At 59.1% G+C, this 19,777-nt stretch carries 19 protein-coding genes; 3 read left to right on the top strand and 16 right to left on the bottom strand.

Translation table 11 applies throughout. The features are described from left to right. The 3 genes from RYC18_RS09425 to RYC18_RS09415 all read right to left on the bottom strand — a co-directional run bounded on the left by RYC18_RS09425 (position 1) and on the right by RYC18_RS09415 (position 2,870). Positions 1-732, bottom strand: coding sequence for a GntR family transcriptional regulator (locus tag RYC18_RS09425; protein ID WP_316885459.1), 732 nt, complete (start codon positions 730-732; stop codon positions 1-3). Positions 733-874: 142 nt separating this feature from the next. Then, positions 875-1,525, bottom strand: a complete 651-nt coding sequence (locus tag RYC18_RS09420) for a hypothetical protein (protein ID WP_016982205.1) — start codon at positions 1,523-1,525, stop codon at positions 875-877. Next, complete coding sequence (locus RYC18_RS09415; protein WP_005780080.1) at positions 1,512-2,870, bottom strand: AAA family ATPase; 1,359 nt, start codon at positions 2,868-2,870, stop codon at positions 1,512-1,514. Before RYC18_RS09415 ends, RYC18_RS09420 begins: the two co-directional genes overlap by 14 nt. Before the next feature lie 247 nt (positions 2,871-3,117). On the opposite strand from RYC18_RS09415, the gene RYC18_RS09410 reads away from it, so the two are divergent. Both RYC18_RS09410 and RYC18_RS09405 read left to right on the top strand, forming a co-directional pair. Beyond that, complete coding sequence (locus tag RYC18_RS09410; RefSeq protein ID WP_016982206.1) at positions 3,118-4,314, top strand: MFS transporter; 1,197 nt, start codon at positions 3,118-3,120, stop codon at positions 4,312-4,314. A gap of 227 nt (positions 4,315-4,541) precedes the next feature. Continuing rightward, positions 4,542-5,288, top strand: a complete 747-nt coding sequence (locus RYC18_RS09405; RefSeq protein ID WP_005745663.1) for a hypothetical protein — start codon at positions 4,542-4,544, stop codon at positions 5,286-5,288. Positions 5,289-5,339: 51 nt separating this feature from the next. On the opposite strand, the gene RYC18_RS09400 is transcribed toward RYC18_RS09405, so the two are convergent. The 13 genes from RYC18_RS09400 to RYC18_RS09340 all read right to left on the bottom strand — a co-directional run bounded on the left by RYC18_RS09400 (position 5,340) and on the right by RYC18_RS09340 (position 16,534). Continuing rightward, positions 5,340-6,059 (bottom strand): alpha/beta hydrolase, encoded by a 720-nt coding sequence (locus tag RYC18_RS09400; protein ID WP_316885454.1) that lies wholly within the window; start codon positions 6,057-6,059, stop codon positions 5,340-5,342. Positions 6,060-6,134: 75 nt separating this feature from the next. Then, positions 6,135-8,462: a type II secretion system secretin GspD gene (gene gspD / locus RYC18_RS09395; protein ID WP_316885452.1), complete on the bottom strand. Its 2,328-nt coding sequence runs from the start codon at positions 8,460-8,462 to the stop codon at positions 6,135-6,137. Beyond that, a complete protein-coding gene (locus RYC18_RS09390; RefSeq protein ID WP_002553956.1) occupies positions 8,462-8,992 on the bottom strand; it encodes a type II secretion system protein N in 531 nt (176 codons plus the stop codon). Before RYC18_RS09390 ends, gspD begins: the two co-directional genes overlap by 1 nt. After that, positions 8,989-9,600 (bottom strand): type II secretion system protein GspM, encoded by a 612-nt coding sequence (gene gspM / locus RYC18_RS09385; RefSeq protein WP_316885449.1) that lies wholly within the window; start codon positions 9,598-9,600, stop codon positions 8,989-8,991. Before gspM ends, RYC18_RS09390 begins: the two co-directional genes overlap by 4 nt. Further along, the gene (locus RYC18_RS09380; protein WP_316885448.1) at positions 9,575-10,672 is read right to left on the bottom strand and encodes a type II secretion system protein GspL; all 1,098 of its coding nucleotides are present in this window, start codon (positions 10,670-10,672) and stop codon (positions 9,575-9,577) included. Before RYC18_RS09380 ends, gspM begins: the two co-directional genes overlap by 26 nt. Continuing rightward, the gene (locus RYC18_RS09375) at positions 10,669-11,403 is read right to left on the bottom strand and encodes a type II secretion system minor pseudopilin GspK (RefSeq protein WP_316885446.1); all 735 of its coding nucleotides are present in this window, start codon (positions 11,401-11,403) and stop codon (positions 10,669-10,671) included. Before RYC18_RS09375 ends, RYC18_RS09380 begins: the two co-directional genes overlap by 4 nt. Beyond that, a complete protein-coding gene (locus RYC18_RS09370) occupies positions 11,400-12,032 on the bottom strand; it encodes a prepilin-type N-terminal cleavage/methylation domain-containing protein (RefSeq protein ID WP_002553960.1) in 633 nt (210 codons plus the stop codon). The genes RYC18_RS09375 and RYC18_RS09370 overlap by 4 nt, the downstream gene beginning before the upstream one ends. Next, the gene (locus RYC18_RS09365) at positions 12,029-12,400 is read right to left on the bottom strand and encodes a type II secretion system protein (protein ID WP_004665669.1); all 372 of its coding nucleotides are present in this window, start codon (positions 12,398-12,400) and stop codon (positions 12,029-12,031) included. The genes RYC18_RS09370 and RYC18_RS09365 overlap by 4 nt, the downstream gene beginning before the upstream one ends. After that, positions 12,400-12,834 carry a prepilin-type N-terminal cleavage/methylation domain-containing protein gene (locus RYC18_RS09360; protein WP_002553962.1) on the bottom strand — a complete coding sequence of 145 codons (435 nt, stop codon included), beginning with the start codon at positions 12,832-12,834 and terminating at the stop codon, positions 12,400-12,402. Before RYC18_RS09360 ends, RYC18_RS09365 begins: the two co-directional genes overlap by 1 nt. Before the next feature lie 8 nt (positions 12,835-12,842). Further along, positions 12,843-13,274 carry a type II secretion system major pseudopilin GspG gene (gene gspG / locus RYC18_RS09355; RefSeq protein ID WP_002553963.1) on the bottom strand — a complete coding sequence of 144 codons (432 nt, stop codon included), beginning with the start codon at positions 13,272-13,274 and terminating at the stop codon, positions 12,843-12,845. A gap of 25 nt (positions 13,275-13,299) precedes the next feature. Further along, positions 13,300-14,502: a type II secretion system inner membrane protein GspF gene (gene gspF / locus RYC18_RS09350; protein WP_002553964.1), complete on the bottom strand. Its 1,203-nt coding sequence runs from the start codon at positions 14,500-14,502 to the stop codon at positions 13,300-13,302. Then, entirely contained in the window at positions 14,499-16,223 is a 1,725-nt protein-coding gene (gene gspE / locus RYC18_RS09345) for a type II secretion system ATPase GspE (RefSeq protein WP_004665672.1), read from the bottom strand. The genes gspF and gspE overlap by 4 nt, the downstream gene beginning before the upstream one ends. An 83-nt stretch (positions 16,224-16,306) precedes the next feature. Continuing rightward, a complete protein-coding gene (locus tag RYC18_RS09340) occupies positions 16,307-16,534 on the bottom strand; it encodes a hypothetical protein (protein ID WP_005745674.1) in 228 nt (75 codons plus the stop codon). Positions 16,535-17,030: 496 nt separating this feature from the next. Between RYC18_RS09340 and RYC18_RS09335 the strand changes: the two genes are divergently transcribed. Further along, the gene (locus RYC18_RS09335) at positions 17,031-19,772 is read left to right on the top strand and encodes a beta-glucosidase (RefSeq protein WP_057402613.1); all 2,742 of its coding nucleotides are present in this window, start codon (positions 17,031-17,033) and stop codon (positions 19,770-19,772) included. Positions 19,773-19,777 lie beyond the last annotated feature (5 nt).

The raw sequence follows: 19,777 nt of genomic DNA, 5'->3' as shown, positions 1-19,777 counted from the left end.
TCAGCGAATTTCCACGCTGTAGCGGAAATGGCTGGCGTGCCCTCGTGAACGTCGCCACTCCAGAGGTTCACCGGCGTAATTACGCGCCAGTCGTTCAATGACCACTACCGGGCTGCCGGCCGAAACCTGCAGCAACCGGCCGTACACCTCGTTGACCGCTTCAGCCGTCAGGCTCTCTTGCGCATAAGCCACAACCTGACCGCAAGCCTCTTCATAGATCGGATAAAGCAACGGCCCCTGAGTATCGAGATCCAGATCCAGCAACGCCTGGAAGCGGATCCGAGGCAGCCAGATTTCTTCAGCCAGCACCGGCTGACCATCCAGCAAGCGCAGCCGGTTCATCCGAATGACCGGCGCATTGGCCACCAGACCCAGCGCCTGACTGACCGCTGAAGGCGCAGCCACAGGCTCTATTGATAAAATCCGGCTTTCCGGTACACGGCGCTCGCCCGCTTCGGTCTGAAAACGGAAAAAACGAAACAGCGACGACTGAAACCTGGCACGCCGAATAAACGTGCCACGCCCCTGCTGGCGCTCCAGAACGTTGTCGCTGACCAGCAGATCAATAGCCTTGCGCACGGTGCCGGTGGACAGGCAATACTCAGCGGACAGCGCCGCTTCAGTAGGAATGGCTTCACCCGGACGCCAGCGATTATTGGCAATCTGTTCGGCCAGACTGTCGCGCAGGCGTTGATAAAGCGGAAGGCGTTCGTCGCTGGAGAGCTTGTTCATTGTTGTAGTTATCCAGTCATATATATGAATATTTGAGCGGATTATTGGCACGTCGCCGTTGGGCGTCAAGGGCCGATAGTCAGGACGTCAGATCAAGGATATGAATTCAAAAGGTTTCTTGGTGGTGCGGAAATAGCCTTGGTCAACGCTGACGAGCGCGTTGGATGCCGATAATTACATTCACCAAAACCGGAGAAAAGGGCTGAAGAAACTGCTGAGCATCTACCTCAAGCAGGTCATTTTTTAACAGATCGAGAACATCATCTTCCTCAATAAACAGCTCAGCAGGGTCAATGCTGCAAGAAAACAGCAGCGCATCAATCATCTGCTTGCGCTCTCCCACAAGACCCCGGTTCGACTCATGGGTATCGCCTAAATTGAGCACGTTGATACTTGCGCACGCCCGAAGCGTGGTGCCTGCCACCAGGCCCGAAAGCTCAAACTGCAACTCTTTTTCACATTCGATCATCAGCGGCGTAAGCGGCAAAAGCTGACGGCCATGAGCCTTGTCACACCGCTTGGCGTTAGTGCAGCTCGCGACAATATTGCCGAAATCCAAAGTGCGATGCGGTGCTAGATGCTGCGCTTCAACATGTTCATTGCAGGCACTGCCTTTCTCTGCGGTGATCCTGCAGCAGCAATAGGCGCACAAGCCATGCTGCTCAGTGACACAGGCGTGGCGAATGGCATCCTTTATATCTTCATGCCCCACCAGGTCGCCGTATTTCTTTCCCTTGTTCGCGCGCTTCCATTTTTCCAGCACCGCGAGACTTCCCTTTTCAATCTTTCTCACGGCGCACTTCCAGCTTACGAATCAGCAGCGAAGCTTTCGCTAGTTCGATGTGATTTGCAGGTAGTTCGTCAGTCAACCCTGCGTAGAGCGTCCGAGCCTCATCGAGCTCTCCTCTCATCAAAAAGTGCTGCAGTTTATCCAGAACTGTTTGAATCTCCTCATTTCGAATATCAGTGTCCATGACACTCGACAGCACCTGATTGGCATCAAGGCCATAAAGACTGTCCTGCTCATGTAACTCGCCATTGTCCATGACGTACACCAGCACATCCTTGCTGTCGCTGATGACCAACGGCGAATGCGTGGTCAGGAGGAACTGGCAATTGGGGAACGTTGTAGTGAGTTGTGCGATGAGACTGCGTTGCCATTTGGGGTGCAGGTGCAGATCAACTTCGTCGATCAGGACGATGCCATTGCCGTGTAATGGGTTTTCCAGCGCCGGGTTCATCATGGCGAGGCGTCTGGCGATGTCGCCGACGAGCGCCATCATCGATTTTTCGCCTTGGGACAGCTGGGATACGTTTAGCGTCTTGCCTTCTTTATCAATAGCCATGTGCAAGCGCGGCTTACGCTTGACACGCAGTTTTGTGAAACCTGGCATGAACGCCTCAACCGCAGTTCTGACCGCAGTCAGCTGGCGGTCACGTGAAGAGGCATGCTCCCTGGTCAGCACTTTCCAGAGTTCTGTATCAATCAAGATCTTTTGAGACAGCTCATTCAGCAACTCTGTCGAGATACCCGTTTCATTCTCGCTGTCTTCGCGCTCCCGAAACCACTCGAAAAAGCGACGAAAATCCACGCCACGCCCCAAGGCGTTGTCGTAGCCGTCGAGTTGATCAAAGGTATGTCTGGCGTGGACTTTGAGCGGTATCTCGATGACAGAGCGCTCGACGGGGTAGAAAGCCAGAAGAGGAAGAGACGTATCACTTTTTTCAGTCAACTTTGAGCGATAGCCATCAGCAAGTCTGTTGAGCTCGCTTAATACTGTGGATGAGGTGGCGTTTCGGCCTTTCCGAGTAGCGGTAATTGCCCATTCAGATTCAAGTGGATTGATCTCGTCATCCGAAATCAACACATCCTCTATCCGAATGGTAATCGAGGAGGTAGCGGTGCCGTTCTGAACCATACCCTCATCGATACGACTGCCAGCACCTTTCGGCGTCCTGACTCTCGCCACCAACCAGCTCAACGATGTAGCGACAGACTTGAGCAGCGTAGTCTTCCCCGCTCCATTATTGCCGACCAGCACGGTCACCTTCGACGCATATCTTTCGGTAGGCGCCAGAGCGACTTCAAGATCGCTGAAACGCCCCACATTAACGAGCCTGAAGCTTTTGATTTCCATGAAGGTCTCTGAGGGGATTGATCCAGAACACACTGACGGTCGGCATTATGGCACTCCTGCACGCTCCGTGAAGACCTCGCCATAAAACGACTTACATCAAATCATCATTCCTGGAAATATCCTGTATCAACTCGCCGCACCTACTTAATCCCCGACAAAACCGTTAGCCTGCTTGCCATCAGTCAAAAACCCGCCTGACAGATGCGCCTCGCGTGCCTGTCAGGTATACGCTCAAGCGAGAATCTTCATGCCCCACTCGTCCCACGCGGCGCACAAAGCCGTGAGCATGACCCCGGCCATGGTCATGCTGTTTGCCTTCTGCTGCGGCGCGATTGTCGCCAACATCTACTATGCGCAGCCGATCATCGAGCTGATTGCCCCGGACATCGGGCTGTCGAGTACGGCGGCGAGTCTGATCGTTTCGTTAACGCAGATCGGTTATGCGCTGGGCTTGTTCTTTCTGGTGCCACTGGGGGATTTGCTGGAGAACCGCAGGCTGATGCTGATCACCACTGCGGTTGCGGTGCTCAGCCTGCTGGGCGCTGCGTTTGCCGAGCAGCCGAATCTGTTTCTGCTGGTGTCGCTGCTGGTGGGTTTCAGTTCGGTGTCGGTGCAGATGCTGATCCCGCTGGCGGCGCATCTGGCACCGGAAGAATCCCGCGGCAGAGTGGTGGGCGGAATCATGGGCGGGCTGTTGCTGGGGATTCTGCTGGCGCGGCCGATTGCCAGTCTGGTGGCCGACCATTTCGGCTGGCGCGCAGTGTTCGGGGCAGCGGCCGTGGTGATGATCGGTATCAGTGTGGTGCTGGCAACCACCATGCCCAAACGCGTTCCGGATCATCGTGCATCCTACGGCCAGTTGCTGTTCTCGCTCTGGACGCTTTTGCGCACCCAGCCGGTGCTGCGCCAGCGGGCTTTTTATCAGGCATGTATGTTCGCGACCTTCAGTCTGTTCTGGACCGCCGTACCCCTGGAGCTGTCACGCAATCACGGGCTGTCGCAAAGCCAGATCGCGATCTTTGCCCTGATCGGCGCAATCGGTGCCATTGCGGCACCCATCAGCGGCCGCCTGGCAGACGCCGGTTACACCCGCATCGCGTCTTTGGGCGCACTTCTGTTCGGTGCACTGAGCTTTCTTCCGGGCCTTATTCATCCTGCCTACAGCGTGATAGGCCTTGCGGTAACGGGCGTGGTGCTGGATTTCTGCGTGCAGACCAGCATGGTGTTGGGCCAGCGCACCGTCTATGCACTGGATGCCGCCAGCCGCAGCCGGCTCAACGCCCTGTACATGACCAGCATTTTCATCGGCGGCGCGATTGGCTCGGCGGTGGCCAGCCCGTTGTTTGATCATGGCGGCTGGACCTGGGTGCTGATCGCAGGCACGGTGCTGCCGTTGACTGCCTTGCTGGCGCTGCTCAGGGATCGATCCAGACAGAATGCGTAAACGCTGCACTTTGTAACTGATTTGCAGGATAATGCCGCGGCGATGGCATGGCTCATCGCCCTTCTGGCTCTCTCTCGCACCTCAAGGCTCGCGTATCCGGCACCTCTGGATCTGCGCGATTGAACACGGATTGTACAGACGCCTCATCCCAAGGCCCCGAATCCGCCGATACTGCTTTTCAAGCGCATCGGTACGCACTTGCGCAACCCGAACAAGGCAAAACAGCAATGGACGCAGCACCACGAACAAGCAAAATTTCCGCGATTTTCGCCAGGATATCGCTCGGCATCAGCGGCATGATCGGGGCTATCTGGAGCATCTTCACCTACCTTTTCCCGGACCCGGCCGTTCTTGGCCTCAGCATTGACTTCATCAACTGGAAGACACTGGTCATTATCGTCGGCACCGGTATGGTGATAAGCGGGCTGTACATCGCAATCATGGCCAGAAAGCTTCCATCGCCGCTCAAGCTCGGCGTGTGGCTGGCGCTGTCACTGTTTCTCTGCGCGGTGTTCTTCAAACTGGGCGGCGAATACGCTAAACCTTCGGTCGATTTCGCCCGCGGTCAAACACTGTTCACCGAGAATGAAAGCGCCAACCTGTTCGGCAAACGCTCCGAGACGGTCGACAACGTGAGTATGGAGTTGCTGGGTTGTGATCAGAATGGCCAGTCGCCTACCTGCATGCTGGAGCTGACCAACAAAAGTACAGACCGCGACTTCCGTTTTCTGAACCCGATCAGCCTGTTCGAAGAAACAGGCGGCGCTCTGGGCCTTTCGCAACTGCGTGTCGGCGATGCGAAATACGACCGCTGGGACAGCTTCCAGTTGATCCGTAACGTCCCTACCCGCGTGACGCTGATCTTTGAAGCGGCCAAGGGCCGGGTCAAGCAGTCACCTGCTTTGAAGCTGACCTTCCGTGATCGCGAGAACAAGGACAACGTGCTCAAGTTCAACGAGGTCAAGGTCAATTAGTTAGCAAACATAGAGGGTGCGTCGTCTTGAGTATGACGACGCACGTATTCGCTACCGGACTGACTGCTGCAGCCAGTTAGCCAGGTCAATGACTTCGGCTTCGTTGATGCTGTGCCCCAGCCCTTCATACCCATGAAATTGCGGTGACAGGCCAAGCGACTTCAGCGTGGCTTCGGCTTGCGGGCCGCTGGCGTAGGCCACCTGGCGATCCTGTACCCCGTGACCGATGAAGACGTTCAGGCGTTTGAGGTCATCAGAGGCTTTGAGCTCGGACTGCACCACCGGCAACAACCGCCCGCTCAACGCCGCAATCCCCCCTACCAGCTTGGGCTGACGCAGGGCGACTTCGTAGCTCATCATCGCGCCCTGGCTGAACCCGACCAGAAACACCTTGCCCGGCTGCGTGTGGAACTTGCCGGTGGCCTGGGTGATGAATGCGCTCAACTGCTTGCCGCTGCTCTTGAGGTCTTCGGTCACGCCATCGTAGTCAGGCACGCCTGGTTTCTGGGTGAACCACTTGTAACTGTCAGCGCGCAACTCCACTGGAGCCTGCACCGACAGGTAGTTGTAAACGGCCGGAAGATGTTCCTTGAGCCCGAACAAGTCAGCCGCATTACTGCCGTAGCCATGAATGAAGATCACCAGCGGCCGGTTCGGGGTTTCGACGTTGACCTGTGCCAGGTAATCCAGCGGCAGATCAGTGTGCAGGGTGTCCTGCGCCTGCGCCATGCCGGCAACGGCAAACAGCAAGGCAGTGAAAAATTTCAGCATCGGTTCATGACCTCTGTTTGACGCTGCCAGCAAGCAGCGTCGTGAGTGGGTTCGGAAGCAGAAACTGACACAGCCTCAGTTCTGCATGCTGGTCCGCGAAACTTCCGGCTTGATCAACTGCATCTGCTGACGGTAGTCATCCGTCACCTGACGTGCCTGGCTACTGCTGGTGATGACTCGCGGCGTGATCAGCACGATCAGCTCGGTACGGCCCTTGGACTTACTGGTACTGCCGAACAGCCATCTCAAGCCCGGAATGCGTCCCAGATACGGCACAGCGTTGACCGTCTCGGCGTTATCCTGCTTGATCAAACCGCCCAGCAGCACGGTCTGGCCACTCTGCGCGGCCACCTGCGTAGCGACCGAGCGCGTGGAGATACGCGGATTGCCGTTGGCGTCGTTGTCAGCGGAATTGGTGTCGGCGCTACTGACCTGCTGCTGAATGTCCATGTACACCAGTCCGCCCGGATTGATGCGCGGCACGACGTCGAGAATCACACCAGTCTGCACATATTCGACGCTGCTCAATGTGGTGTTGGTGGAGGTGTTAGTGTTGATCGAAGTCTGGCTGATCGGGATGTTGTCGCCAACCTGAATCTGCGCCTGCTGGTTGTTCATCACCACCAGCGATGGTGCCGACAGGACCTGGGTTCGACCATTGGTTTCCAGCGCACGTAAGGCGACCTGCAAGTTGTTGCTGACAAAGGAGTAGAAGAACGCGTCAGTAGAAGCAAGCGCAGCCCCGCCGGTACCAATCGCACCCTGACTGCCCGCAGTGTTGGTAACGTTGCCGGTTGTACCCGAGTTGCCCGCCAAGCGTCCCAGATACCACTGCACGCCCATGTCCAGCTCGCCAGTCAGCGAGACTTCCAGAATGCGCGTCTCGATTTGTACTTGTAGCGGCGGATTGTCGAGGCGCTTGATCGCCGACTCGATTTCCTTCCACTGCGCCGGACGGGTGCGTACCAGCAACTGGTTGCTGCTCTTCTGCGCAGTGATGCGCGTGCTGGCGTCCAGCGACTTGCTGTTGCCGTTCGCGCCTCCACCTTCCTGGCTGGCCGAATCCGATTCACCGCCGCTCTGATCGTCGCTCTCGGATTCACTGTCGCCACTGTTCTGGCTGTTGTTCATGCCCTGGCTGTTGCCAAAGCCGCCGCCATTACTGATGCCACCGCCGTTGCTGCCCAGCCCGTTGGAACTGCTCATGCCGCCAACACCGCTGCCGCCATTGGAGTTGAGCGATGACAAGGTGGTGGTGCGCAGCCCCGGCGCAACCTTGGCTGCCGAGTCTTCCTTGATGGCACCCGACCCGTAGATCTGCCGCAGGTATTTGGCCAGATCGGTAGCTTTCATGTTGCGCACGTCGTACACGTACATCTGCGGCTCGTTACCGCCGCCTTCATCGATGGTATGAATCCACTCGCCGACTTCGCGCAGGTATTCAGGCTGCGAGGAAATCGCCACCACCGAATTGGTCCGCTCGATCGGCAGGAAACGCACCATGCCCGCCAGCGGCATGCCGCTCTCCGGACCGAACATTTTCTGCAACTCAGGCATCAGTTCACCGACCGAGGCACGTTGCAGACCGAATACGCCGACCGACATGCCCTTGAGCCAGTCCACATCGAACGTGTCGATGGTGTCCTGATAGTTGGACAGCTCTTCGGGCGTACCCGCCAGGCTCAGTACATTGCGCGCCGGATCAACCAGCAGGAACGCGTTTTCCCGGGCGAACGGCTTGAGCAGCTTCTGCATTTCGGTCGCCGAGATATAACGCAACGGAAACAACCGCGCCGACATGCCCGCCGACGGTTGCGCTACCGGCATTTCAGGCACCAGCTTGCCGGCAACGGCCTGATTCGAGGGCAGGATCACATAGCGATTGCCCTGTTTGATCATGGCGTTGTCGGTCCAGGACAGCAACGTTTCAAGAATCGACAACGCTTGCTGCTTGTTGACCGGCTTGGAGGTCGAGAAGCTGACATCGCCCTTTACACCTTGGGCAATGCTGTAATTCTCGTGCAGCAGATCACCCATGATGCTGTTGATCACCGCCTGAATCGGCTGATTGGTGAAATTGAAGACGATGTCACCGGTTTCGGCCGGACGCGCCGCCGGAGCAGCAGCGGGCTGGCGGATGAAACGCTGGTTGCCCTTGATGATCTGGCGCTGCGGCGAGCTCGCCGGTTGCTGTGAAGGTGGCTCGACTGGCGGTCGTTCGCTGCGCGGGTCTACCGGCGGGCGTTGTGAACCGGTTCCCTGGAGCGCTTCCTGCAGCATGCCATTGTCGGGATCGAGAGTGTCGGGCTTTGACGCGCAGCCGCCTAGGGCGACGGCGGTAGCCAGGCAAAGCAAGGGTGTGCGCAAGGTAGCGATGGCAGAAACTCCAGAAAAGGTACCCATCACAGGGTGGAATCGTTGGTTAAGGTAATCGGCGGTGTACTCGACGGCGGCGGCAGACGCAACGCGGGCAGGCGTAGCATTTGCGTACGGCCATCGAGTTGAAAGGTGGCCTGGGTAGGCTCCAGACGGTCCAGCGTCCAGCCGTTGGGCAGGCGATCGCCCTGACGGATCTTCAACGCTGGACCGCTGGCTTGTTTGATCAGTGCGACACGCAGCGAGCCGTCCATGATCACCCCGGTCAGGGTCAGGCCGGCCAGGCTGGTGGCCTGCGCGTCGGCTTTGCGAACCGCCACGTCCGGGCTGCGGTCAGGACTGAACAGCGGGGTTTTCCAGGTATTGGCCAGGCTGTCCAGCGTCGCCGACGGCGCATTGTGGGTCTGCGCCTTCTGATCGATCGGGTTGCGCGGTGCCTGCTCCGGCAGCCAGTCGGGCGAGTGTGCAGCGCCACTGAAAATCAGGGCGATCAGCCCCGCCAGCAGCGCGGCCAGAGCCAGTAGCGACCACTCCAGCGGGCGTAAGGAACCGATCATTGCTCACCCTCCCCGGCGCTGGCCGGTTGCAGGTAGCCGCGCACCAGCAGGTGCACCACCAGTTTGCCGGCGGCACCGCTGGCCGGAGCATTGGCATCACGACGCATACTCATCTCGTCAATGAACAGAAACGGGCGCTGGTACTCCAGCGTATGCAGAATGGCCGTCAGTGGTTCGATGGCGCAGTTCAGGGTCAGGCTGACCTTGACCTGCCGATACGGCTCGGCGCTATCCTGCTCTGGCGTGATCGGCATGCGTTGGGTCAGCTCGCAGCCGCCGCCGGTGCTGGCCTGACTGCTGACCAGGTCGGCAATACGCTGCATCAGATCCGCCGCCACAGCGCTCGGGTCTTCGCCCGGCAACAAGCTGGTGCTGCTGGCCGGGTCACGACGGGCCTGTTCCAATTGCTCACGCAATGAGTCGCCCTGCTGCAGAAGGCCGGCGTAACGCTGCTGCTGTTCGCGCAACTGGTCGGTCTGCTCGCTGATGTCGCGCAAGGGTCCGGCGAACCAACTGTCGATCAACAGCCAATAAGCCAGGCACAGCACCAAGGCAAGAATCATCAGGGCCGCGCCCCGCCGCTCACGGCTTGTCAGTGGACGGCGCATCGGCGTTCTCCTGATGCTGGTTCTGGTGCAAATGCGCACGCAGTGAATACTGATCCTTGCCGGTCTTGGTGTCGGGCTGGATCACGCCCTGAAACTGCGCGTTGTCCAGACTGTGACAATCCTTGACGCGGCCGATCAGGGCACTGGCCTTGGCGCTTTGCCCGGAAAACGCGACTTCGGCGCTGTCACTGATTTCCAGATGCTCGATCCAGGTGTCCGAGGGCAGGCAAGCGGTCAATTCACTGAGCAGCGCCGACAGCGGCGGTTGAGCAGCCTTGCGGCGGATCAGGTAATTGGCTGCGCCCAGCGTGTTGGTCAACTGCTGACGCAGCTGTTGAATCTCACCCACCCGGGCCTTCTGCGCCTGGACACTGGCCTGCATGTCATCGAGCAGACTCTGCCGGTCATTCAGCCACAACAGCATGGCGCTCAGCAGCAAACCGGCACACAGCCAGAGCAGCCAGCGCTGCAAACGATGACCGGAGTGCGATTGCTGCGGGCGCAGTGGCATCGGCAACAGATCGATGCCCATACGCTGCCCGCCAGTACCCATGGCGGCAGTCCCCATGTCAGTGACGACATCTACCGCATCGGGACGCAAACCGCGCTCGGCGCACTCACTGAGTATCGCGTCCAGCCGCTCGCGCAATATCGCCACCAGTGTGACCTGCACAAAGCTGGCGCTGCGACTGTCCTGACGGGCCACAAAATACAACTGGCCAGCGTCGAACGGGGTGAAGCGGTCCAGCTCGTAACCGACGACAGTCGACAGATTGCGCGCCGCGGCAGCTGGCAGTTGCAGGGGCTGCACCAGCACCGCCGACGCTGGCAGCAACAACACACGTCGTGCCTGAGGCGATGCATCGGGCAGTGGCTCGACCAGCGGCCAGACGTGCGCCTGCTCCAGGGTCTCGCGGCCCAGCCAGCGACGCACACGCGGCGGCAGGCAGGCGCGAAGCTCCGCGACCCACCATTGCCAACCGTGTTGCGCCGGACTGCCACGCCACTGCCGGGCGACCTGTTCGCGTAACGCGTAGACAGGCGCCAGACGTGCAGAAACTGATGAATTCATTCTTGCCAACGCAACACCCTGTAGGGCTGTGCGCCTCCCTCCGATGGGCTCAATAAAACAGTGGTTTGTAACAGGGCAGTCACACCGCCCGGTCGTTCTGCGCGGCTGTCGATGGCCAGCACTTCACCTGGATCGGCCCCGACCGCGCTCTGGTTCGGCAGGTTCAAGGCCCGTCGCAGCAACGCCGAAGCGAATGCCGGGTCGGGCCGATCCAGGCCGCTCCATAATGTTATTTCCGGCAACAGCCGGGCATACAGCGGCTGACTCATGCCCGGCAACTGGCGTACTTCCTCAACCACCCGCAATGGTGACTGACCGCCGTTGCGCTGCTCTTCCAGCACCTGGGCAATACCGCTGGCCTGATTCTTAGCTGCGCCGCAGGCCTGCAACAGCCGCGATATATCCGCCACCGGCGCGCTGTTGAGGTCCAGCTTGCCGCGCTCGCTCCTGATGCTGACGAGCAATTGCGTATCATCCATCCGCAACGACACCAGACGCCCATCGGCAATCCAGCGTTTGCGCTGCGCAGGATCCAGCAAACCCTGCACAGCCATATTCATGCCAGCTTCGGCGGCCATCAGCGCCTGAGTGTTCTGGCGCAACCAGAGTGCCTGCCGGCTTTCCAGTTGCACCCACCCGGCCAGCCCGCCAAGCAGCAGGCTCAACAGCGCGAGCACCCAAAGCACCACCAGCAGCGCAACACCACGCTGCTGTCGACTGGCTATATTCATTCGCCGCCCGCCCCACCGGACAGGTCCAGACGCAAAGCGACTACTTCAGGGACCCACTTCACCGCCCCGCTGGTCTTCAGGTCGATCCTTACAGCACCGGGCAAACGATTCGGCCAGGGCCATTCGGCCATCCAGCCTGTCGGCTTGCCCTTGGGAGTCAGCCCGCGATAACTGAACGTCAGTGACTCGACGTTTTGCAACAACACCTGAGGCTCACCCCACGGTTTCAGGGCAATGCCGTTTGCACCAGACTGGACCTGAGCAAAAGACACTTGCAAAGACCGATGGCCTTGCGGCCCTCCAAGTTCCAGGCTGTGCACCTGTATGCCACCGCCCAGCTCACCGGGCAACGTGGCGACAAAGCGCAACTGCTGCGCCGAGCCTTCAAAAAAACCGCTGTTGACGTCGTCTTCGGCAGACGTATCCAGCGGTAGGGCCTGACCAATCGAGCTACGCAGAAACGCCTGCGCGGCGCGGACTTCGTCCAGGTTCACGGTGTAACGTTCGGCCTTGAGCACCGCACGGTTGGCACCCAGCAGCGCCCCCGCAACCAACACCAGCAGCACGCCCAACAGACTGATCACCAACAGTACTTCCAGCAGCGTGAAACCACGCTGGGTGCGGGTCATGATCCGGCCCCGCTGACAGCGCCGCGCAGTTTAAGCGTACTGAACTGCGCTTTGCGCTGGTGCTCGCTGAGCATCAGGTCGAGGCGAAACATCCGTGCCTCACCATTGGCACCCGACAGTTGACGGATATCCAGGGTCCAGTCGATGCCTGAGAGTGTTCCCTGACGCGTACCGTTTTCCAGTGGGCCGGCACTTTCCTGATCCATAATCGTGCGTGCTGCATGGCTGATCCGGTCACTGCGCGACACCTGTTGCAGAGAGCGAGCGCTCTGCCCGAATGCAACCAGCAGAACGCCGCTGCACACTGCCATAACGGTCAATGCAGCAAGCATCTCCAGCAGGGTGAACCCCGACTGCGATGTTTTCATTAAAGCGACCGTACCTGAACGCTACCGGTCAGCCAGCCAATATCAATACGCCAGCGCCGGTCGCCGTCGGCGACAACCACGTTGCCGCCACTGGAACCGCCATCCGGGTAGAACTCCACGGACGAGCCGAGATCCGACGCGGTCTGCATGGTCACATGCAGATTTTCAGGCCAGTGCACCTCACGCTTGCCGGGCGCCTTGAACGTCGCCTTGCGCAGATTGAACTCAGTGCGTGCAGGCTGACCGGTGACAATCGCACGCACTCTGGTTGCCCTAAGCGCCTCGACCATGTCGCCGACCGCGCGTCGCTCACTGGCGGTACTCAAACCCTGTTGCAGACCGAACCCCACCAGACCGACGGCAATGCTCATCAACACCAGCACTACCAGCATTTCCATGAGGGTAAAACCCCGGCTTGCGACAGGCGTTCTCATGCTGAACGTTACTCCCAGTTGCCCAGGTCGGCGCTGTACCCTTCGCCGCCCGGCTGACCGTCCTGGCCGTAGAAAATCAGGTCGAAACTGCCGTGCTGGCCCGGGAAGCGGTAGCCGAACGCGTGGCCGAACGGGTCTTTAAGGTCCGAAGGCTTGGCGTAAGGGCCATTCCAGTTCGAGGCGTTGCCCGGTCTCTCGGTCAATTGCTGCAAGGTCTTGGGTGGCGAACCGACGTCCAGCGCATAGCTTTCGATCTTCATGCCCAGGCTGGCCAACTGAGCCTTGCCTGCGCCGTATTTGCCCTTGTCGACGTTGCCACCTACCTGGCGCACGACGATGGTCGCAACGATGCCCAGCAATACGATAACCGCGAGCATTTCCAGCAAAGTGAAACCGCCCTGTCGGCGTGCGGGTTTGAAGCGTGTGCGGCTAAAAGTCATCGGAGTGGTTTCCTCTTTCATGGATTCAGATATTGCTGGTCAGGCTCATCAGCGGCAGCATGATAGCCAGCATGATCACCGCGACCATGCCCGCCATCACCACCGTCAGCGCCGGTACGAGCGCGGCCAGCATGCGGTCGATACCGCGCTTGGCCTCGACGTCGAACACATCGGCGACCTTCATCAGCATGGTGTCCAGTTCGCCCGCCTGTTCGCCGACCTCGATCATTTGCAGCGCCAGATCCGGCAGCAGCGGTTGCGCGCCGAACGCACTGGCCAGCGTGCCGCCGCCCTTCACCGACTCGGCAGCCTGCTCCACCTGCGCCTGCAAGGCGCGGTTGGTGCAGACCTGGCGAGCGATCACCAGCGCCTGCAACAACGCCACTCCATTGGTCAACAGCGTGCCAAGCGTTCGAGTCAGACGCGCTGCTTCAATGCGTTGCAGCAAGGGACCGATTACCCGAATGCCGAGTATGCGGCGGTCGCGGCGTTCACGGCGCTGTGGGTCGCGCATGCGAATGGCCATGCCCCAGATCAGCGCGATCAGGCTCGCCAGAACAGCCAGGCCGTAGTTGCTCAAAAATTGTCCGAGGTTGAGAATGACCTCGGTGATCAACGGAATCGGCACGCCGAGATCCTTGAAGATCGGTACGAACTGCGGCACTACATAGGCCAGCAACAGGGCCAGCGAGCCCAGTACGCCGACCACTAGAAAGGCCGGATAGATCAGCGCGTTGATGACCTCGCCACGCAGCAGTTGGCTACGTTCAAGGTAATCACTCAATTGACGCAGCGTGCTTTCCAGCGCGCCCCCGGCTTCACCGGCGCGGACCATGCTTATATAAAGTGGCGAAAACTGTGTGCCCTCTTCTTCCAGCGCAACGGACAATGGCTTGCCGGCCTTGACCTGTTCGCGGATGCGCTCGATCAATGCCTTGGTCTGCGGTTGTCCAGGCTGTTTGAGCAGAATTCCAAGAGATCGTTCCAACGGCTGTCCGGCACCGAGCAACGTTGCGAGCTGCTGCGTGAAACTGACCAGCGCTGCCCCATTGAGCAAGCCGCTGCCCAGTGCGCGGCGCAACCCGCCCATACCGGCCGCGTCAATCTGCAAGACCATCAGGCCACGTTTTTGCAGCGCGGCGATTGCAGCATCCTGGTCGCGGGCTTCCAGCGTGCCGTTCTGCGGCGCACCTTGAGCATCCAGTGCGCGGTACTTGAACAGGCTCATGTGCCTTCACCTCGGGTGACGCGCAGCACTTCCTCCAGCGAGGTCACCCCGGCCACGGCCTGGCGCAGGCCCTCTTCATGCAGCGTGCGCAAGCCGCCACGTCGGGCAGCTTCTTCCAGAGTCGACGCATCGGCGTGGCGCATCAACAGACTGCGCAGCTCTTCGTTCATGACCAGCAACTCGGTGATTGCACTGCGCCCCCGGTAACCGCCGCCAGGTGCATCGGCACGCGGGCGATACAAGCGAATCGGGCGTTCGTCAGTGAAGCGCTCCAGCCCGTGCTCGGCAATCAACTCCGGCGGCGCATCGAAGGCTTCACGCGTTGCCGGATCAAGACGGCGGACCAGACGCTGGGCCAGAATGCCGTTGACCGTCGAGGCGATCAGGTAGCTTTCGACGCCCATGTCCAGCAGACGGGTAATACTCGCCGCCGCACTATTGGTGTGCAGGGTCGAGAGCACCAGGTGACCGGTCAACGAGGACTGAATGGCGATGCGGCAGGTTTCCAGGTCGCGCATCTCACCGATCATGATGACATCCGGGTCCTGACGCACGATGGAGCGCAGTGCCCCGGCGAAGTCCAGGCCGATGGAAGGCTTGACCTGAATCTGATTGATGCCCTCGAGCTGATACTCGACCGGGTCTTCGACGGTGATGATCTTGCGCTCGGCGGTATTGAGCCGTGAGAGCGCAGTATAAAGAGTGGTGGTCTTGCCGGAGCCGGTCGGCCCGGTGACCAGCAGAATGCCGTGCGGACGCTCCAGCACGTCGAGAAATTCATCCAGCCGCTCGCCGTCGAAACCCAGGCTGGGGAAATCGAAATTGATGGTCTGCCGGTCCAGCAAACGCATGACCACCGATTCGCCGAAGCTGGTGGGCACCGTAGACACCCGCAGGTCCAGCTCCTTGCCCTGGATGCGCAGCATGATCCGGCCATCCTGCGGCAGACGACGCTCGGCGATGTCCAGCCGCGCCATGATCTTCACCCGGGAAATAACCGCCGCCGAAGAACTGGACGGTGGCGCTTCGGCCTCATGCAACACGCCGTCGATGCGATAGCGCACTTTTAGCTGGCTCTCGAACGGCTCGATATGAATGTCCGACGCACGCTGTTCGACCGCGCGTTGCAGAATCAGGTTGACCAGACGAATGACCGGCGCTTCGGAGGCCAGATCCTTGAGGTGCTCGATGTCTTCCAGCGAGCCGCCCTCCTCATCCAGGTTCTCGATCAGGGTGCCCATTGCCGAGCGGCCCTGTCCGTAATAACGCTCAATAAGGGTTTCGACTTCATTGCGCGGCCCGATGGACAGCCGCACCGGCACTTCGCAGGCATAAGCGATGGCCTGGAACGGGTACAGCGTACCGGGGTTGGCGCTGAGCACTTGCAGCCCTTGATCGCTCCAGCCTACGGGCACGACTTGATAGTGGCGCATGAAGCGCTCGGTCAAAGGCGGCAAGGGGTCGAGCAGCGGCGGCACAGCGTCAGCAAGTAGCAGCGGTGCCTGCAACAGGGCTGCCCATGCGCGGGCCAGTTCAAATTCGGAAACCAGCCCCAGACGAGTCAACAGCCCGAGCAGCTCGGTGCCTTCAGACTCTTGCTGCAAACGTTGCGCCCGCTCCAGATCGGCCATTTTCAGACCCGCGTGCTCGGTCAGCCAGGCGCAAACCTGCGCGGCATCCGGAATGAGGAGGCGGGAAACATCGACGGGAACTGGCGGCATGAATGAGGGCATTTTGCTACTTCGGAGGGACATGTTACAGCACTCTCCGACTGGAAAGTGCTGTGCTCAAAGGCTTCAAACGATCAATTTGACTGCTTTTGAGGGGTTGCGTTCTGCGGGCGACCACCTTTTGTCGTTTCGGTCTTCTGGTTTTGCGCCTTCTGCGCTGCCTTGGCGTCCTGGGTCTGAGTCATGACCGTCGAATCGCTTGCACCGGATGTTGCATCGTCATCGGTCGCTTCAGCGGCAACTACTGCACCACTAAGGGCCAGACCCAGAACAACGCCCGCACTGATTACAGAGAATTTCATCGTAGTTAACTCCACAGAAAAAAGAAGTGAATTCTGCAAAAGGCAGAAATCGGATAAAGACCGGGCAAGAAATAGCGTACAGCACGCATCGCAACTTGCGAGCTGTCTTTCTTCGTCCTGAAAAATCTTAAACCAATCGACCAGTAGGTTTAACAAGAGTTCCTAAATTGTAAAGAAAAAATACGAAATGAAAGAAAAATACGCTTTTATTTGACATTTATGCCTTGTTTTAGGGTTAATTGTAACGGTTTTGAGATTCAAAGTGCCACCATGTGATAGCTATTTGATGGCGCTTGAGAAGTAGAAAAGATAATAAATAAACATCGAAACAGTAATTAAACAGCCATAAGTCGCTCCCCTGTTAAGAGGGGAAAAAACGCGACAGCGGGCAACTTTTGCCCGGAGAAAAGAGTAAGCCGCAAAGGCAAATGACGACGAGTTAGTCCTTCGCACGTGCGCAGGCAACCAGTTAATTGAAACGTAGTTGGAGAGCAATATGAACAAGCGAAAGATGATAGGCGCGCACTCGGCGCTGGCCTTGCTGGCATTGGCAGTATCCCAGGTGCACGCCGCTGACCCTACTGTGCAACAAGGTCGCGAGGACCGCGCTGAAAAAGCCGCGCAGAAGACCCTGGCGAAGATGACCATGGAAGAAAAGCTGGCCTACATCGGCGGCACCGGCGGCTGGGATGTCAAGCCGCTGACCAACTACGGCGTTCCGCAGATTCACGGTGCCGACGGCGGCGTGGGCGTGCGCTACACCAGCGAAGGCAACGATCAGGGCGTGGTCTATCCGTCCGGCCCTAACCTGGCAGCCACCTTCAACCCGCGTCGTGCCATCGACCTCGGCCGTGCGCTGGGCTATGACACTGCCGTCGGCGGCTACCAGTTCATCACTGGCCCCGGCGTCAACCTGTACCGCATGCCTTACGGCGGCCGCGCGTTCGAATACCTCTCCGGTGAAGACCCGTTCCTGGGTGCCAGCCTGGCACCGGGCGTCATCAACGGTATCCAGTCTCGTGGTGTATGGGCCAACGCCAAGCACTACGCGGCCAACGACCAGGAAAGCAACCGCTTCAACCTGGACCAGAAGATGCCAGAGCGCGTCCTGCGCGAAATGTCGCTGCCTGCATTCGAGTCGTCCTCGAAGAACGGCAACGTTGCGATGATGATGTGCGCCTTTCAGAAAGTGAACGGTGATTTCGCTTGCGAAAGCGAGCACCTGATCGCGCAGATCCTGAAAAAGGAATGGGGCTTCAAGGGCTTCGTACAGAGCGACTACAACGCTGTCGTTCACGGCTTCGAAGCCGCCCGCGCCGGGGCCGATCTGGACATGATGGGCTACCAGATGAACAGCTCCGTGCTGAAGCCTCATCTGGACGCCGGTGACCTGAGCGCTGCGACCATCGACGACAAGGTCCGCCGCATCCTCAAGCAGATCTACCTGTACAAGTTCGACAGCAAGACGCCGCTGACCACGCACAACATGAACAGCTCGACCAGCAACAAGGTTGCTCTGAATGCTGCGCGTGAAGGCATCGTGCTGCTGAAAAACCAGGGCGATCTGTTGCCGCTGGACAAGCAGAAGGTCAAGAAAATCGCCGTTGTCGGTACCCTGGCCAAGTACTCGCCACCGACCGGTTTCGGCAGCGCCAACGTCATGGCCAGCCATTACGTCAGCGAATTGAGCGGTCTGCAACAAATCGCGCCTAACGCCAAAGTCGACTTCATCGAAGGCCTGTCGCTGGACCCAAGCACCAGTGCCTGGACCACCACCGACGCAACTGGCAATGAAGTCCAGGGCATGAAAGTCGAGTACTTCAGCAACACCAACTGGTCTGGTGATGCAGCGGTCACCCGTACCGAGAAGCATGTTGACCTGGACTGGGCCAACGACAAGGACCTGCCGTTCGAAAGCAACACTTCGACGTCCGATCCGTACACCAGCAAAGGTTCGACCGCTGGCGAACTGAATGGCGATACATCGTCGACTTCGATTCGCTACACCGGCAAGGTCACCCCGACCCAGAGCGGCGAGCAGGTGTTCAAGGTTCGTGCCGACGGCGCTGTGCGTCTGTGGGTCAACGGCAAGAAAATCATCGACAACGGTGACGGCAAGCCATTGCCGGGCAACAGCATCCCGCCGACCATTCCAGAGTTCGCCAAGATCAATCTGGAAGCTGGCCAGTCTTACGATGTGAAGCTCGAGTACTCGCGTCGCGCCGGTTACCTGTCGACCATGGGTGGCCTGGTAGGTGTGCAGCTGAGTTCGGCTTCGCTGAACGCTCCTCAGGACCTGTCCGGCTACGATGCGGTCGTGGTTGCAGTGGGTAACAGCAACGAATACGAAGGCGAAGGTTTCGACCACAGCTTCGATCTGCCTGAGTTCCAGAACGAGCTGATCCAGAACATCGCCAAGGTCAACCCGAACACCGTGGTGACCATGTATGGCGGTACGGGTCTGAAGATGAGCGACTGGATCGAACAGGTTCCGGTAGCGCTGCATGCCTTCTACCCGGGTCAGAACGGTGGTCAGGCCCTGGCCGAAATCCTGTTCGGCAAGGTCAACCCATCGGGCAAGCTGCCGATCAGTATCGAACGCAACATCGAAGATAACCCGGCTTACGCTTCCTTCCCGAAATTCGACAATCAGAACACTCTGACCGACATGGATTACAAGGATGACCTGATGCTGGGTTATCGCGGTTACGAGAAGAAAGGCATCAAGCCGCTCTACCCGTTCGGTTACGGCCTGTCGTACACCACGTTCGGTTACAGCAACATCAAAGTGACGCCGGGCGTTGCGGTGGGCAATACGCCGATCAAGGTGTCCTTCGATCTGACCAACACCGGCAAGGTTGGCGGTTCTGAAGTCGCTCAGCTGTACGTGGGCCAGCAGAACCCGAAAGTCGAGCGTCCGATCAAGGAACTCAAAGGCTACAAGAAAGTGTTCCTCAAGCCGGGCGAAAGCAAGCGCGTGACCATTGAGCTCAATGACCGCTCGCTGGCCTACTTCGACGTGAAAACCAATCAGTGGGTGGTCGATGCCGACACCTTCAACCTGTCGCTCGGTGGTTCGTCGCAGGACATCCGCCTGAACGCCAAGCTGGTCAACTCGTTCCGTCAGGAACTGTCGACCACCACCAGCAACCCGCTGCCACGCTCCGCTCTGAACTCGGTTCTGGTCGAGAAACCACCGGTCAAGACCGGCGGTGTATTCAAGCAGACCGTCGAGTAAGCGTT

This window comes from Pseudomonas syringae group sp. 247E2, assembly GCF_032587795.1.
GTDB classification, from domain to species: Bacteria; Pseudomonadota; Gammaproteobacteria; order Pseudomonadales; family Pseudomonadaceae; genus Aquipseudomonas; species Aquipseudomonas amygdali.
The sequence above is the reverse complement of the archived record's forward strand: the minus strand, read 5'-3'. Positions and strand labels throughout refer to the sequence as shown.

Coding starts and splice junctions, on each gene's coding strand:
- RYC18_RS09425 (WP_316885459.1), bottom strand. CDS start 732: ATGAACAAGCTCTCCAGCGACGAACGCCTTCCGCTTTATCAACGCCTG.
- RYC18_RS09415 (WP_005780080.1), bottom strand. CDS start 2,870: ATGGAAATCAAAAGCTTCAGGCTCGTTAATGTGGGGCGTTTCAGCGAT.
- RYC18_RS09410 (WP_016982206.1), top strand. CDS start 3,118: ATGCCCCACTCGTCCCACGCGGCGCACAAAGCCGTGAGCATGACCCCG.
- RYC18_RS09405 (WP_005745663.1), top strand. CDS start 4,542: ATGGACGCAGCACCACGAACAAGCAAAATTTCCGCGATTTTCGCCAGG.
- RYC18_RS09400 (WP_316885454.1), bottom strand. CDS start 6,059: ATGCTGAAATTTTTCACTGCCTTGCTGTTTGCCGTTGCCGGCATGGCG.
- gspD (WP_316885452.1), bottom strand. CDS start 8,462: ATGGGTACCTTTTCTGGAGTTTCTGCCATCGCTACCTTGCGCACACCC.
- RYC18_RS09390 (WP_002553956.1), bottom strand. CDS start 8,992: ATGATCGGTTCCTTACGCCCGCTGGAGTGGTCGCTACTGGCTCTGGCC.
- gspM (WP_316885449.1), bottom strand. CDS start 9,600: ATGCGCCGTCCACTGACAAGCCGTGAGCGGCGGGGCGCGGCCCTGATG.
- RYC18_RS09380 (WP_316885448.1), bottom strand. CDS start 10,672: ATGAATTCATCAGTTTCTGCACGTCTGGCGCCTGTCTACGCGTTACGC.
- RYC18_RS09375 (WP_316885446.1), bottom strand. CDS start 11,403: ATGAATATAGCCAGTCGACAGCAGCGTGGTGTTGCGCTGCTGGTGGTG.
- RYC18_RS09370 (WP_002553960.1), bottom strand. CDS start 12,032: ATGACCCGCACCCAGCGTGGTTTCACGCTGCTGGAAGTACTGTTGGTG.
- RYC18_RS09365 (WP_004665669.1), bottom strand. CDS start 12,400: ATGAAAACATCGCAGTCGGGGTTCACCCTGCTGGAGATGCTTGCTGCA.
- RYC18_RS09360 (WP_002553962.1), bottom strand. CDS start 12,834: ATGAGAACGCCTGTCGCAAGCCGGGGTTTTACCCTCATGGAAATGCTG.
- gspG (WP_002553963.1), bottom strand. CDS start 13,274: ATGACTTTTAGCCGCACACGCTTCAAACCCGCACGCCGACAGGGCGGT.
- gspF (WP_002553964.1), bottom strand. CDS start 14,502: ATGAGCCTGTTCAAGTACCGCGCACTGGATGCTCAAGGTGCGCCGCAG.
- gspE (WP_004665672.1), bottom strand. CDS start 16,223: ATGCCGCCAGTTCCCGTCGATGTTTCCCGCCTCCTCATTCCGGATGCC.
- RYC18_RS09340 (WP_005745674.1), bottom strand. CDS start 16,534: ATGAAATTCTCTGTAATCAGTGCGGGCGTTGTTCTGGGTCTGGCCCTT.
- RYC18_RS09335 (WP_057402613.1), top strand. CDS start 17,031: ATGAACAAGCGAAAGATGATAGGCGCGCACTCGGCGCTGGCCTTGCTG.